Raw genomic sequence first — 15,125 nt, 5'->3', positions numbered from 1 at the left:
AGCGATCGTGTCGGCAGGCTTTTTGTTCGGCCGTGACGTTCAATGCCCGGCCAGGCCGCGTTCGCGGATGGCAACAGCGGCGATGACGGCCGCAAGCACGTTGGCCGCCCCGCACATGAGGCCGATCGGCCAGAACGCTCCCGTGCCGAGCAAGGCCAACGCCAGGGCCGACAGGGCGCTTGCGCCGATGTACATGGCGGAACTGTTGAGCGACAGCACCGTGCCTCTGGACCGCGGATCAAGTTCCGAGACCAGCGCGGTGAACGCGGACTGGCCGGCGGCATACAGGGCCGCCCACACGATATGCAGCAGGACGGACACCCACAGGATGCCGATGAACAGACTCAGCGCGAAGACCGAGAGGCCGGAGAGCACACCGGCGATGGCGATCACCCGCTGTTTCCGGGTTCGGTCCGCCCATTTTCCGCCGAGCAGACTGCCCGCGACGCTGCTGGCACCGGCTGCCATGAGCAGCAGACCGGTCTCGCCGGAGCCGAGCCCGTAATGGGTGAAGTAGAACACGCCCGTCAGCGCGAACATCCCTTGCAGCGCGCCGAAATAGAGGAAGGAGCCGAGCAGGGACCAGAATACGGACGGATCGCGGAATGCGAGACGAATGTGCGCGATAAATTCGGGCGAGCCGTGATTCGGCGCTCCGTTCGGAATGACGGCCGCGGCTCCGGCCAGCGCGATGACGGCTAGGCTGGCGATGATCCAGAACGCCCAGCTCCAGGACGCGAAATCGGCGATGGCCCCGGCAAGGGGTACGCCGAGCACGCTGGACGAGATCAACGCGGCCGTGATGATGCCCATGGCCCGGCCGCGCCGGTCGTAGGCATAGGCGTCGCCGGCAATCGCATAGACGACCGGCTCCATCATGCCGGCCCCGATGCCCGTCAGCACGCGGAAAAGCATCAGCTCGGCGAACGTCCGCCCCATGCCGACCAGCGCCGTGGATGCGCCGAACAGCACGATTCCGATCAGGAGAATGCCCTTCCGGCTCCAGCGGTCGGACAGGCTTCCCATGCACGGGGCCGCAAGCGCATAGGCGACGGCATAACCGGCATAGAGCAGCCCGCCGGATGCAAGGGGCATATCCGTCGATGCCGATATGGACGGCAGCAGGGGAACGGTGGCAATGGCGTCGAAACCGACGAGAAAAGAGCAGAAGGCCAGCACGGGCAGCAGCCAGCCGGCTTTTGGTGTGTTCAGCATGAGATTCATGACCTCCTGAATTGCCCGATTTAAGTTAATTGCCATATAGTTAATCAATTAATTATTTAGCGAAAGAAAACCGCGGTCAAAGACCGCAGGCTCCGATTGACCTTCAAGATTTGGCCGACAGCGACAGCTTGCGGAGAATGGCGAGCAGCGCGCTGCGCTCTTCCGCGGTGAGCGGCTGAAACTGCCCGGCAATGGCCTCTTCGTAGATCGGCCAGGCCTTCCGCAGCGTCTCGGCGCCTTTGGGCGTCAGGTGGACCAGAATTCTCCGCCGGTCAACCGTGTCGATCTCCCGACGGACCATCCCGTTCTTCTCCAGCCCGCGGAGCAGGCCGCTGATATTGGCGCGGGTGACCGCCAGATCGTCCCCGAGCTCCGAAGGCAGCGCCGGACGGCCGATGCGCTGCAGCGCGTACAGCAGACACAGCCGGCCCAGCGACAGCTCCAGTGGAGCCAGCTTCTCTTCAACGGCGCGGACGTTGGCCAGATTGGATTTGTACATCGACAAGAACAGCTCGACGGTGATCTGGGGGTTCCGGAACGGGTCGTAGAAGGAGATGGCCGGTCACCTCGACAAGCAAATAATTAATCGATTAACTATTCACTTGGTGATTATATAAGGCGAGCGGGCGGCTGTCAACGATTCAAATGTTCTACGGGTTGGACTGCTGCATTTTCTCCTTCTTCCATTCCTCGTGCCGCTTCCAGACGCGATGCCACAGTTCGTCGCGCTCCAATCGGCTGTAGGCCGTAAGATGCTCCCGGAACACGTCGCCGAGCACCTCGAGCCATTGGGATTTCGAGCGGATTTCGATTTTCTCGATCCCGTTCGCGTCCCGCCTGCTCCAGATGCAGCCCCGCAGTTCGTTGCTGCCCTCGGCGTGGCGGTTCCGGACGAGGAAGAGCTGATGCCACGGCGATTCCGGCGACCGGCTGTAAAATTCATGCCTCGGCTTGAACTCCTCGATGTCCTCCAGCTCTTCCGGGGCAAAATCGACCCCGACAAACGATGCAAGAGGGTCGTGGACAAGTCGCCAACCGCCTTCCGCGACGACGGAGCGTTCGACCTGATAGCGAAGCGGCCCCTGCTCGTAAGTGCCGTCTTGCAGCGGGATCGGTTCGAAGGGCATGTCGCCCAGCCCTACATCGACGATATACCGCTGCTCCTGTCCCGACGGATCCGTCAGGCCGACGGTCAGCCCGAGGTGGAAGCCGCTCAGCCGGGGTTCCTGTCCCGCCGGCTGGACGCCCGCCCGATGCCGATAGACCCGGAAGCCGAGCGAGCGGAGCAGCACGCTGAACGCGCCGTTCAGGTGAAAACAGTACCCGCTGCGGTTCTCCAGCATCAGGCGGACGGACGCGTCAAGGTCGATCGGAACCGGCCGCCCGGCGACGATGTCGACCGTCTGCCAGGAAACGGCCGACACATGCGCCCGGTGGAGCTCGGCGAGAAATTCGAGGCTCGGCGGCTGAATCTCCCCGATCCCGATTCTGCGCAGGTACGCCTTGATCTCGGGGCGGGTCAGCATCATGATTCCGTCACCGCGCCGGCGGGCTCGGCGCTGCCGGTCCGCAGCTTCCTTGCGAGCCCGACGAATTGTTCGACGGCCTGGTCGATGCGCTCCGCGATCGCCGGATCTTGCGGAATGCCGTCCCGATCGAAGACATGCTGTCCGTCTCCGACGGAGATCCAGTCCGGACTCAGAATGCCGTGGAGATTCCGGACGATGGCTTGCAGATGGTTCAGCGAGCTGACGCCGAGCTTCCCGCCCGCCGAGCTGACGGCGAGCACCGGTTTGCCCGCCACGTGGACATTGTCCAGATAATCCAGCGCGTTCTTGAGCGAGCCGGAGATGGAGCCGTGGTATTCGGGCGTCCCGAGGACGAGGCCGTCGGCCTGATCCACCGATGCGATCAGACGGCCGGCTTCCGGCGGAACGGCGTCCGCATCGGGAGAGAAGAGCGGCAAATGCACGGTCCCGAGATCGAAGAAGGACACGCGGATGCCTTTTGCGCCGAGCTTCCGCTCGATATGACGCAGGATGCCGGTGCTGGCTGCGTTGCGCCGGTTGCTTCCGGCGATGATGGCAATGTGCATGGAAAATCCCTCGCTTTAGGATCATGGTAAGCGGCGCCGCATAACAGGTGACCAAATGGTCACTTTTAATATACGTGACTATATGGTAACATGTCAACAGTCAAACTTGCGCTTGCCGCGTGGAGGCCGGTCCCGATGGATGACATTTTCAAAGCGCTGGCGGACCCGAGCAGACGAATGCTGCTCGATCTGCTGTACGAGAAGGATGGCCGGACGTTGAACGAACTTTGCGCGCATTTGCAGATGTCCCGGTTCGGCGTCATGAAGCATCTTCGCATTCTCGAAGAAGCGGGGCTGCTCACGACGCGGAAAGCCGGACGGGAGAAGTACCATTATTTGAACCCGGCGGCCATTCGCCGGATCCACGACCGATGGGTGAGCAAGTACGCGGAACCGTGGGCGGCGGGACTGAGTCGTCTGAAACAAGACTTGGAGCGTGAAACGGAAATGGAGCGGAAGCCCAGACATGTCCAGCGCATTGCGATCCGAACGAGCCCCGAGCAGGTGTGGAACGCGCTGACCGACCCGGAGAAGACGTCGCAATACTGGTACAACGGGGCGCTTCGGGGCGAAGTCCGGGCGGGGGCTCCTTATGAGATTCTGAATCCGAAGGGGAAGCCGCAGGCCAGAGGGGAGTTTCTGGCCGTGGAACCGCCCCGCCGGCTGGTGATGACCTGGCAGCTCCTTGAGCTGGCCGAGACCGCGGAAGAGAAGCCGTCCCGCCTCACCTGGGAGATCGAGGAGCGGGTGGATTTTCCCGGTGTGACGCTCGTGACGGTGGTGCACGACGAGTTCGAGGAAGCGCCGAACACCGCCCGCGTGCTGGAGGAAGGCCTGTCGATCGTGCTGTCCGGCATGAAGACGCTGATCGAGACGGGCCGGCCGCTTACTTCCTGACGGGGAGGAGATTTCATGCATCACGACAGTCTGTTCGGCGGCCAGCGGCTGCTGCCCGCCGTCCGGCATCCGAAGGAGCTGGAACGTCTGCTGAAGACGCCGCTCGCCTGGCTCGTGCTGCTGGGCGGGCGGCTCGGCCAATTGCAGCCGATGGTGAAGCTGGCGGCGGATCACGGCAAGCGCGTGCTGCTTCACGCCGATCTGATCGACGGGCTCAAGAACGACGAGTACGCCGCCGAATTTTTGTGCCAGCAGATCCGGCCGGCCGGGCTCATCTCCACCCGGGTCGCGGTCATCCGCAAGGCGAAGCAGAACGGGGTGCTGGCGATCCAGCGGCTGTTCCTGATCGACTCGGGCGCGCTGGACACGAGCGTCGAGCTGGCGAAGCAGGCGCAGCCCGACCTGATCGAGGTGCTGCCGGGCCTGCTGCCGCAGTGGATCCGGGAAGTGAAGGACCGCACCGGCGTTCCCGTCATTGCCGGCGGACTCATCCGCACGCGGGAAGAAGCGGCCGCCGCGCTGGAAGCGGGGGCGGCGGCGGTGACGACGTCGCGGCCGGATCTGTGGGACGGGCATCGGGCTTGACGCCGCGGAAGGACGCTGAGGGAAAGTTTTTTCTCAGCCGGGCTGTCGCGCGGCATGATTTTGACGTATAATAGAACCATACAAGTTAATATTGGTTGGAGAGTTTGAGAAACCGCGTTTTGGACTTTCGTCGTTTCGTTGTGGGGAACGTCGGGAGCCGGGCGTGGTTTTTATTTTTTTCGCGATAGGGAGGCTGTACCGACATGCGTACATCGGCTGAACAAGAATATATCGGCGTCTGGTCGGTTTTGGAACGGGAGCGGATGCTGCAATCGCTCGCGGGGGAGACGGTCGACCTGCTCGTCATCGGCGGGGGCATTACCGGCGCCGGCATCGCCCTCGACGCGGTCACCCGCGGCCTGCGCACGGCGCTGGTGGAGATGCAGGATTTCGCGGCCGGCACGTCCAGCCGTTCGACCAAGCTGATCCACGGCGGGCTGCGGTATTTGAAGCAGCTCGAGTTCAAGGTGGTGGCCGAGACCGGCCGGGAGCGGGCGGTCGTATACGAGAACGGGCCGCACGTGACGACGCCGGAGTGGATGCTGCTGCCGTTCTACAGCGGCGGGCAATTGGGGCCGTTTACGAGCAGGCTGGGGCTGACGCTGTACGATTATTTGGCCCGGGTGAAAAAAGACGAGTGGCACAAAATGCTGAACGCGCGGGAGACGCTGGAGCGCGAACCGCTGCTGCGGAGCGAAGGGCTGAGGGGCGGCGGCTACTACGTGGAGTACCGGACGGACGACGCCCGGCTGACGCTGGAGGTGTTGAAGCGGGCGGTCGAGCTCGGCGCGACGGCCGTCAATTACGCCGCCGTCACCGGGCTGCGGTATGACGGTTCGCGGCTGTCGGGAGCTGTCGTGCAGGACCGGATCGGCGGAGGAGAATACGAATTGCGCGCCCGCCACATCATCAATGCGACCGGTCCGTGGGTGGACGACATCCGGGAGATGGATCGCTCGAAAGAGGGCAAAACGCTCCGCCTGACGAAGGGCGTGCATCTCGTGTTTGACCAGGAGCGGTTCCCCTTGAGGCAGGCCGTTTATTTCGATACGCCGGACGGGCGGATGGTGTTCGCCATCCCGCGCGACGGCAAAACGTACATCGGCACGACCGATACGGATTACGCCGGCGATCCGGTGCATCCGCGCATGGAAGCGGATGATCTGTCGTACCTGCTGGACGCGGCGAATTATATGTTCCCTTCGCTGAGGTTGACGCCCCGGGACGTGGAGTCGAGCTGGGCGGGCCTGAGGCCGCTCATCCGGCAGGAAGGCAAGAATCCGTCGGATATTTCCCGCAAGGACGAGATTTTCTTGTCTCTGTCCGGCCTGATCTCCATCGCCGGCGGCAAGCTGACCGGCTATCGGAAGATGGCCGAGCGGGTCGTGGATCTCGTGTCCAGGCGGCGCCAGGCGGACGGCCTGCCGGCGCTTCCGGCGAGCCGCACCCGGACGCTCGCGATCTCGGGGGGCGATGTCGGGGGCAGCGCCGGGTACGAGGCGTATGTCCGGCGGCAGACCGAAGCCGGAATCGCCGCCGGGCTCGGCCCGGACGAGGCGGAGCGGATCGCGCGGCGCTACGGCTCCAACGCGCCCCGGCTGTTTGAGCTGGCGAACGAATCGCGCGATTTCGCCGACCGGCACGGGCTGCCGCTCGCGCTCGCCGCGGAGCTGCGGTACGCCGTCTTGGCGGAGATGGCCGCCACGCCGGCGGATTTCTGGATTCGCCGGACGGGCCGGCTGTTCTTCGACCGCCCCGGCGTGCTGCGGTGGAAAGACGCGGTTTCGGCCGCGATGGCGGAGCTTCTCCGGTGGAGCGGCGAACAGCGCGAGTCGTACGACCGGGAGCTGGACCGGCTCCTGGCGGAGGCGGTGGAGCCGTAAGCCATCTAAGCATTTTCCTGAAAATAGCCGTCATACCCACCCGCGGGAGCCGCTCGGTTGAGCTGTAATTCATCCGATATCAAGCCGCAAACCAATCGATCGCCGCGTGAGCGGATCGGTTGGTTTTTTGTGCTTCCGGGCAATGTTTGGGACAACCGCCCGGGAAAATAGTCGTGATTCGTAAAATAAAAGGTCGGCTTACCGCAAGCGTGTCCTTGCTGCTAGGATTAGAATGAGAATTCAAAATATCCGGGGAGGAATCCAGCATGACCTACGAGCAATTGTTGACCGCATTGCGTCAGAAAGCCCGCACGGAACAGCGGGACGGCTACGAATTCATCGTCAAGCCGATTCCGGATTCGGAGGAAGGCTGGGGCGAGCTTGACCCCCGCGTGCTCCAGGTGCACCAGGAGACGGCCGCCCGGATGCAGGGGCAGACATTCCCGCCGGTCCCGGAAGATCCCGTGGAATTTGCCCAAATGATGCGGAAGATGATGGGCTGGGAGAACCGCGACGTGACCGGCGGCGCGGTGAAGACCGAGTGCCGGGAGATCGAAGGCAGCGAGACGAAGATTCCGGTCCGCATCTACACGCCGCCGGTGGAAGGGAAGCGTCCGGCCGTCGTGTTCTTCCATGGCGGCGGCTTTATCGGCGGCTCGCTCAAGACGGTGGAAAATCCGTGCAAATGCCTGGCCTATCACGCGGGCGCGGTGGTCGTCTCCGTCGATTACCGGCTGGCGCCGGAACATCCGTATCCCGCCGGGCTGACCGACTGCTTCGATGCAGTCCGGTGGGTGCACGATCATGCGGACGAGCTCGGCGTCGATCCGGAACAGATCGCGGTGGCCGGAGACAGCGCCGGCGGCAACCTGTCGACGGTGTGCGCCTTGATGGACCGCGACAAGCAGACCAACCTGATCCAATATCAGGTGCTGATCTATCCGACGGTCAACATGGCGGGAGCGGAAGTGGAAGGATACAAATGGTCGCTGGACAACTACGAGATCCGCAATCACCGGGAATATATCGAACGCGCCCTCGGCTTCATGGGCTCCGGGGAGCGGAAGGGCCCGCAGCTTCATGATCTGTATCTGCAAGGCCGCGCCGAAGTGACGGACCCTTACATGTCCCCGCTGCTGGCCGACCTGCACGGCATGCCGGATACGCTCATCATCACGGGCGAGTTCGACTTCCTGCGTTTCGAGAACGAAGCCTATGCGCGCAAACTCGCCCGCTCCGGGGTAAACACGACGGTGATCCAGTATAACGGCGTCGACCATGCGTTCATGGACAAGATCGGACAGTATCCGCAGGCGGAAGACTGCATGACGGAAATTGCCAAAGGGGTGCGCCGGCGTTTCGGCCGATGAGCTCCCGGCCCCCATTCGACATGCTGTTTCTTCCTGCGGACGGCGGCACCGGTTAATGCTAGAATGGGGACAGCCGTTCATCGCGGGAGGAGATCGGGATGCGTGGATCCGGAATGTCATTCAATTCCTTGCGAGTCAAGCTGACAGCGGCGATTCTCGTGTTCAGCGTACTGCTCGTCAGCCTGCAGTGGGTTCTCCATCTGTCCGCCGCCAAAGTGGTGCGGGAACAGGTCGCCAAATCGAATCAGAAACTGCTCAGCCTGCACATGCGGGGGCTCGATGCGGATTTGGAGGAATTGGACCGTTACTTGTATGACCTGTCCGTGAGCAATGTCGATGTGCAGCGGCTTGACAGAATGCGTGCCGCGAACGAGCTGGAATATGATATGGCCCGGCTGCGCCTGTTCAACACTTTGAAGCACTCCATTGAAAATTACCGGAATACGGATATCCTCTTCGTCTATTCCGGGCAGAACGACGATGTGCTGCTGGTCGGGCGTTCGGACTTCGGCAGCACCTATGAAGAACGCAGCAAGATGCGCTCCGAAATTCTTTTCATGCTGGACTCCGGTCTGCAGAAGCCGATTGCGCCCGAATGGCAGATTTGGCGATCGGAGTCCGGCAAGTATTACGTTTATCGTCTGGTGAAGACGGGCTCCACCTATCTCGGCGCGTGGGTCAGGGCAGACAAGCTGGTTCAGCCGTTGGATTTGCCGGATGACGGGGACAGAGGCTTCGCCCTGCTCGCGACACTGGATCTGGAGCCGATGCAGCATGCCGATCAGGTGGCGCTGGAAAGCATTGCTCTGAATTACGAGGAAAACACGTTCCGGATGTCCGGAGACGACTCGTCCTATCTGGTGCTCGGCGAGCGGTCGGAGAAAGGAGCGTTTCACCTGGTCGCCGTCATTCCTGAAAGCGCTATCCTTCAACATTTGCTGTATCTGAAACGCCTGACTTACTTTGTCACGATCGGGGCCTGTATCTTCCCGCTCATGCTGGCATGGTATTTGCGCAAAGTGTTCCTGTTGCCGATTCTGCGCATCGTTTCGGCGATGCGCAGACTGAGCGACGGCAATTGGAAGACCCGGTTGGAACTCGGCGCCGTTTCCGATGAGTTTCGTCTCATGAACCATACGTTCAATCGCATGATCGAGGAAATCCGGCATTTGAAGATTGACGTGTATGAGGAAAAACTGAATCACCAGAAGGCCGAGTTGAAGCAGCTGCAATTGCAGATCAATCCCCATTTCTTCCTGAATTCGCTCAATATCATTTACAACCTGGCCACCGTGCGGGATTATGCGATCATCCAGGAGATGACCAAATGTCTGGTCGCCTATTTCAGATTTATCTTTCAGAGTGATGCGTTCTACGTTCTGTTGCGCGATGAGCTGTCCCATACCCGCAATTACTTGCGCATTCAGCAATTGCGGTTCCCGCAGCGTCTCACGTTCCGGATTGACGTCGACGACGATGCACTGAATTGTCCGATTCCGCCTCTGGTCGTTCAGAATGTCGTGGAGAATTCCATCAAGCACGCCTTCAATCTCGATGACATGCTGGATATCCGGATTCGTGTGTCGGCGGCCGGAACCGGGAGCGAGCGCAGGCTTCTCGTCCGGATTGCGGACAACGGGCCGGGGTTCCCGCCGGAAGTGTTGGACCTGCTGAGGCAGGATCGGGATCTGGTCCAGGACGAAGGGGGAAGAATCGGCATCTGGAACCTGAGACGCCGTCTGAGACTGCTGTATCCTTCCGGCTACCGCCTGACGTTCGAGAACGGCGCCGAGGGCGGTGCCGTGGTCACGATGGAACTTGCGATCGGCAACGAGGGGGGAACGAAGCATGTGTCGCATCTTGCTGGTTGACGACGAGGTGCACGCCGTGCGCGGACTGCAGGCGGGCGTTCGATGGGAGACGCTCGGTATCCGGGAAGTCTGTACGGCGCACAGCCTGAAGCAGGCGCAGGAAGTTTTCTCACACACGTCCATTGACGTGATGATCTGCGACATCGAGATGCCGAACGGTTCCGGGCTGGATCTGCTCGCATGGGTGCGCGAGCATCGGCCCGAGACGGTGACGGTGTTTCTCACCTGTCATTCGGAGTTCGCATTCGCGCAGCGCGCCCTTCAGCTCCATTGCTTTGACTATCTGCTGAAGCCGGTGGATTACGGAGATCTGGAATCCGTCGTGTCCCGGGCGCTGGAGAAGCGAAGGAAGGAGCGGGAGCGGATCATGCTGGAGGAGACGAGCCGGCGGTATGCCCGTCTGTGGGAAGAATACCGGCCGATGCGCAAGGAACTGTTCTGGAAGGACATCGTCGAGAAGACCGTGCCCTCCGTCCCGGACAAGATCCGCGAACATGCGGAACGCCGTCACGTGCTTCACAACTCCTTGACACGCCACGTGCCCGTGTACATTCGGGTTCAACGTTGGCATGTGACGTTGTCGGAGCGCGATGAACGGATCATGGAATACGCGCTGCGGAAAGCTGCCGAAGAGAAGCTGTGCGGGAACCTGCCGGACGCCGCGATCGTTCGCGTCGGAAACGGCGAGATGCTCGTCCTGATCCCGTCAGGCGAATCCTGTGACGAACAGGCGGCCGTCCGCCTGCAGCGCGACTGTCAGGAATTCATTCAGTCGTGCAGGTTGTATTTCCGCTGCGAATTGTGCGGTTACATCGGAAAGCCCGTCCAATCACACGAGATGGCGGAGATGTACCGCAGACTGCAGCAGATGGACCGGGATAATGTCACCCGGGTCAACGAAGCGATCTTGCTGGTTGATCATAACGGCGCCCCCAAACCGATCGAACCGTTGCCGATCGAACTGTGGGTGGAATGGTTGAAAGCCGGCGAGAAGAAACGGCTTCTGGACGATCTGGCGCGGTATCTGGAAGACGCCCGGGAGCGCCGCACGCTCGACGCGTCCAGATTGCAGCGCATCTATCAGGACTTCGTGCAGGCGGTATTCTTTGTGCTGTATTGGAAGGGCTTACAGGCCCATGAAGTGTTTGACGGCAACCTGCTTACGGACCGGCCGGACGAGGTGCTGCGATCCGTCCATACGTTCCGGGAATGGGCCGGGCTTGTCGTCGAAGTGGCGGTCGACCGGCTGCATCACGATGAAGCGAACCGGTCCGTCATCGAACGGGCGAAGCAGTATATCCGGCAGCAGCTCGGCGAGCAGGAGCTGTCCAGGGAACAGATCGCCCGGCACGTCTATCTGAATCCCGATTACCTGACGCGCCTGTTCAAGAAAGAGACCGGCATGTCAATCTCCGACTATCTGCAGCAGCAGCGGATCGAGTACGCCAAGCATCTGCTGACCCATTCCGATCAGCCGGTCAGCGCGGTTGCCCTGTCCGCCGGTTACGCCAACCTGTCGTATTTCTCCACCTTGTTCAAGAAGACGACCGGTCTGACCCCCGTGGAGTTTCGCCGGCAAATGCGGCACACCGGCTGAACATGTCAAGATTGTGAAAACAGAAAGTCGGATGAGTGGTCGGCCGGCCCCGCCCCCCGACTCTATAATTCGAGATAACTTCACCCAAGGGGGTATGCCAAGTGGCAAGCAACAAGCGGAAATTATGGGCTCTCACGTTGAGTTTGCTGCTGATCGCCGGGCTTCTGGCGGCGTGCGGCGGAGGATCCGGCTCGGGCTCCGGGAACTCGAAAGGTTCGTCGGGCGGCGGACAATCGTCCGGATCCGGCGAAAAGCCGGTCGAACTGATCTTCGCCATGCCGAATACGGGCACGCCCATGAACGACCTGGAGCTGGTCCAGGAAGAAATCAACAAGATCGCTTTGCAGAAAATCAACGCCACGGTCAAGTTCACGCTGATTGACTGGGCCGCCTGGAACCAGCAGATCAATCTCGTGCTGGCCGGCAATGAACAGCTCGATCTGCTCGTCACTTCGGCGTACATGAACTACTCCAGCATGGTGGCGAAAAATCAGCTGATCCCGCTCGACGATCTGCTGCAGCAATACGGCCAGGGGATCATGGAAGCGATGGACCCGGTGTTCTATGAGGGCACGCGGATCAACGGCAAAATCTACGGCGTCTCCAGCTTCCGGGAGCTGGTCGCGGATTACGGCTTCAACGCCCGCAAAGATCTGCTGGACAAGCATCAGATCGATCTGAGCCAGGTCAAATCGTTCGAAGATCTGGAGCCGATCTTCCAGCTGATCAAGGAGAAGGAGCCGGGCATGATTCCGCTCGTGCAGCGGAACACGAGCAACACGGTCGTGAACGACATGATTGCCTCCCGCGTCGACAATCTCGGAGACGGGATGGGCGTGCTGATGCTGGACGACAACAACACGACGGTCGTCAATCTGTACGAGACGCCGCAGTATCGGGAAGCGGTCGAACTGGCGCGGAAGTGGTACAACGCGGGTTACATCGCGTCCGATGCGGCAACGAGCCAGGAAGGCTACGTCGCGCTGATGAAGGCGGGCAAAGGCTTCGGCTATTTCTCGAACATGAAGCCCGGATTTGAAGCGCAGGAGACCGGCCTGATCGGCTACGAGATCGAAGGCGTGCGCCTCACGCCGGCGGTGGGCGGTTCTTCCGGTCCCGTCGCGTTCATGATTTCGATTCCGAGCAATTCGAAGCATCCGGAGAAAGCGATGCAATTCATGAACCTGCTCTATACGGACGCCGACATCATGAACCTGCTGACGCTCGGGATCGAAGGCAAGCACTACGTGAAGACGGACAACGGCCAGGTGCGCGTGCCGGACGGCGTGGAAAGCAGCGGCTATGTGTTCAACCAATGGCTGATCGGCAACAACTCCCTGACGTATGTATGGGAAGGCTGGGACCCGAACCAGTGGGAGAATCTGAAGGCGTTCAACCGCAACGCCGTCTACTCGCCCGCGCTCGGCTTCCTGTTCGATGCCAACAAGGTCAAGACAGAGGTGGCGGCCGTAAGCAACGTCATCAGCGAGTACAAGGCCGGTCTTGAGTCCGGCGCCGTGGATCCGAATGTGCTGCCGAAATTCATCGAAGATCTGAAGAAGGCCGGAATCGACACGATCATCGCCGAGAAGCAGCGGCAATTGGATGAATTCCTGGCTGCGAACCAGTAAAAATTCCGGCAACTGGCCAAGAAGGGCCCCGGCTGCCCCCGGCGATCGGGGCCCTTCCGATTGCAAGCCATGACGGAGGGAACCTGATGAACCAATCACGATGGCGCAAGTTCCGGAAACGGGTCGTCCGACATCGCATGCTCATCCTGATGGCACTGCCGGGGCTCGCCTATTTGGTGATCAACAACTATCTGCCGATGCTCGGCGTGACCATCGCGTTCAAGGAAATCGACTATTCCCGCAAAGGTCTGTTCAACCTGTTGTTCGGACATGAATGGATCGGCTTCAAAAACTTCGAGTACCTGTTCCGGACGGACGACGCCTACACCATCACGCGCAATACGATTCTGTACAACGGCTTGTTCATCGTCCTGAACACGGTTGTGGCGATCGCCGTGGCGATCGTGCTGAACGAGATCAGAAGCCGCTTCATGTCGCGGCTGTACCAGAGCCTGATCCTGCTGCCCTACCTGATCTCCATGGTCATCGTCGGATACCTCGCGCTCTCGATGCTCAATGTGGAGAACGGCTTCATGAACAAGATCATCCTGCCGCTGCTGGGCATCGATCCCGTATCCTGGTACAGTGAACCGGCCTACTGGCCCTATATCCTGACCTTCGTGAACCTGTGGAAGAACGTCGGCTACCTGTGCATCATCTACCTGGCCGCCATTGTCGGCATCAACCACGAGTACTATGAAGCCGCCGTCATCGACGGCGCCAGCAAGTGGCAGCAAATCACGCGCATCACCGTGCCGCTCATTGCGCCCACCATCACCATCATGATGCTGCTGGCGGTCGGACGGATCTTCTATTCCGATTTCGGGCTGTTCTACCAGGTGCCGCTCAACTCGGGCGCGCTCAAACCGACGACGGATGTCATCGACACGTATGTGTACCGCGGTCTAATGACGCTTGGCGACATCGGCATGTCGTCGGCAGCGGGCTTGTACCAGTCGGCCGTCGGTTTCGTCCTGATCCTGCTGTCCAACTGGCTCGTCAGAAGAAGAAGCAGGGATCAAGCCCTGTTCTGATGCGGAAGGAGAGGTCACGATGCGAACGAACGCGGTACAGCAAACATTATTCCACGCGATCATGGCGGCGCTTTCCGCAGCGTGTTTGTTTCCGTTCATCCTGCTCTTCGTCGTTTCGTTCTCCGACGAGCAGTCGATCATTCTCAACGGCTACTCCCTGATCCCCGACAGTTTCAGTCTCGAAGCTTACCGGTATCTGTGGGGCCAGCTGACGCCGCTGGCGCGCGCCTACGGCATCACGGTGCTCATTACGGCGGTCGGCACGATCACGGGCCTGCTGATCTCGTCCCTGCTGGCGTACTCGCTGTCGCGGGACGAAATGCCGCTGCGGCGCGTGCTGTCGTTCCTGGTGGTGTTCACCCTGCTGTTCAACGGCGGACTGGTGCCCACCTACCTGGTCTACACGGAAGTGTTCCACCTGAAAAATACGCTGCTGGCGCTCATTGTGCCGGGGCTTTTGACCAACGCCTTCTTCATTCTGATCATCCGCACGTTCTTCAAAATGTCGATCCCGGGCGCGGTCATCGAATCGGCCTACATCGACGGGGCATCGGAATGGACGATCTTCAGCCGGATCATCCTGCCGCTGTCGCTGCCCATTCTGGCCACGATCGGCATGATGCTCACGATCGCGTACTGGAATGATTGGTTCAACGGGCTTATCTACATTACCAATCCGAAACTGTACAGCATCCAGAATCTGCTCAACCGGATGCTGAGCAACATCCAGTTTCTGATGCAGAACGATCTGGGCGGACGTTCGTCGGAATCGCTGGCCCAGATGCCCATGAACGCGGTGCGCATGGCGATGGCGGTCATCGGCATTCTGCCGATTCTGTGCATTTATCCGTTCTTCCAGAAGTATCTGGTAAAAGGTCTGGTTATCGGCGCGGTCAAAGGCTGAGCCGCAGACCGGATTTGATCGAAAGTTGACAGGA

Annotated in this window: 13 protein-coding genes; 9 read left to right on the top strand and 4 right to left on the bottom strand. The window is 60.7% G+C overall.

Annotation, left to right across the window (positions count from 1 at the left end):
• Positions 1 to 39: 39 nt before the first annotated feature.
• The 4 genes from KJQ12_RS03880 to KJQ12_RS03865 all read right to left on the bottom strand — a co-directional run bounded on the left by KJQ12_RS03880 (position 40) and on the right by KJQ12_RS03865 (position 3,319).
• Positions 40 to 1,215, bottom strand: coding sequence for an MFS transporter (locus KJQ12_RS03880; RefSeq protein WP_213483565.1), 1,176 nt, complete (start codon positions 1,213 to 1,215; stop codon positions 40 to 42).
• Positions 1,216 to 1,327: 112 nt separating this feature from the next.
• Entirely contained in the window at positions 1,328 to 1,723 is a 396-nt protein-coding gene (locus KJQ12_RS03875) for a MarR family winged helix-turn-helix transcriptional regulator (RefSeq protein ID WP_213483564.1), read from the bottom strand.
• Between the two features lie 151 nt (positions 1,724 to 1,874).
• Positions 1,875 to 2,756, bottom strand: coding sequence for an arylamine N-acetyltransferase family protein (locus KJQ12_RS03870; protein WP_213483607.1), 882 nt, complete (start codon positions 2,754 to 2,756; stop codon positions 1,875 to 1,877).
• Positions 2,750 to 3,319, bottom strand: a complete 570-nt coding sequence (locus KJQ12_RS03865; RefSeq protein WP_213483563.1) for an NADPH-dependent FMN reductase — start codon at positions 3,317 to 3,319, stop codon at positions 2,750 to 2,752. The genes KJQ12_RS03870 and KJQ12_RS03865 overlap by 7 nt, the downstream gene beginning before the upstream one ends.
• A gap of 135 nt (positions 3,320 to 3,454) precedes the next feature.
• Between KJQ12_RS03865 and KJQ12_RS03860 the strand changes: the two genes are divergently transcribed.
• From KJQ12_RS03860 to KJQ12_RS03820, 9 genes are all read left to right on the top strand, one after another.
• On the top strand, positions 3,455 to 4,216 hold the full coding sequence (locus KJQ12_RS03860; protein ID WP_213483562.1) for an ArsR/SmtB family transcription factor: 762 nt from the start codon (positions 3,455 to 3,457) through the stop codon (positions 4,214 to 4,216).
• A 15-nt stretch (positions 4,217 to 4,231) separates the two neighbouring features.
• On the top strand, positions 4,232 to 4,801 hold the full coding sequence (locus KJQ12_RS03855; RefSeq protein ID WP_213483561.1) for a glycerol-3-phosphate responsive antiterminator: 570 nt from the start codon (positions 4,232 to 4,234) through the stop codon (positions 4,799 to 4,801).
• 203 nt (positions 4,802 to 5,004) lie between these two features.
• Entirely contained in the window at positions 5,005 to 6,684 is a 1,680-nt protein-coding gene (locus KJQ12_RS03850) for a glycerol-3-phosphate dehydrogenase/oxidase (protein WP_213483560.1), read from the top strand.
• Positions 6,685 to 6,950: 266 nt separating this feature from the next.
• On the top strand, positions 6,951 to 8,054 hold the full coding sequence (locus KJQ12_RS03845; protein WP_213483559.1) for an alpha/beta hydrolase: 1,104 nt from the start codon (positions 6,951 to 6,953) through the stop codon (positions 8,052 to 8,054).
• Between the two features lie 98 nt (positions 8,055 to 8,152).
• Positions 8,153 to 9,925: a sensor histidine kinase gene (locus KJQ12_RS03840; protein WP_213483558.1), complete on the top strand. Its 1,773-nt coding sequence runs from the start codon at positions 8,153 to 8,155 to the stop codon at positions 9,923 to 9,925.
• Positions 9,903 to 11,522: a helix-turn-helix domain-containing protein gene (locus KJQ12_RS03835; RefSeq protein WP_213483557.1), complete on the top strand. Its 1,620-nt coding sequence runs from the start codon at positions 9,903 to 9,905 to the stop codon at positions 11,520 to 11,522. Before KJQ12_RS03840 ends, KJQ12_RS03835 begins: the two co-directional genes overlap by 23 nt.
• 101 nt (positions 11,523 to 11,623) lie before the next feature.
• The gene (locus KJQ12_RS03830; protein ID WP_015253391.1) at positions 11,624 to 13,153 is read left to right on the top strand and encodes an ABC transporter substrate-binding protein; all 1,530 of its coding nucleotides are present in this window, start codon (positions 11,624 to 11,626) and stop codon (positions 13,151 to 13,153) included.
• A gap of 86 nt (positions 13,154 to 13,239) precedes the next feature.
• A complete protein-coding gene (locus KJQ12_RS03825) occupies positions 13,240 to 14,187 on the top strand; it encodes an ABC transporter permease (protein ID WP_213483556.1) in 948 nt (315 codons plus the stop codon).
• 19 nt (positions 14,188 to 14,206) lie between these two features.
• Positions 14,207 to 15,091 carry a carbohydrate ABC transporter permease gene (locus KJQ12_RS03820; RefSeq protein ID WP_015253393.1) on the top strand — a complete coding sequence of 295 codons (885 nt, stop codon included), beginning with the start codon at positions 14,207 to 14,209 and terminating at the stop codon, positions 15,089 to 15,091.
• Positions 15,092 to 15,125: the final 34 nt, after the last annotated feature.

It is taken from the genome of Thermobacillus xylanilyticus (genome assembly GCF_907165215.1).
Lineage (GTDB): Bacteria > Bacillota > Bacilli > Paenibacillales > Paenibacillaceae > Thermobacillus > Thermobacillus xylanilyticus.
The sequence above is the reverse complement of the archived record's forward strand: the minus strand, read 5'-3'. Positions and strand labels throughout refer to the sequence as shown.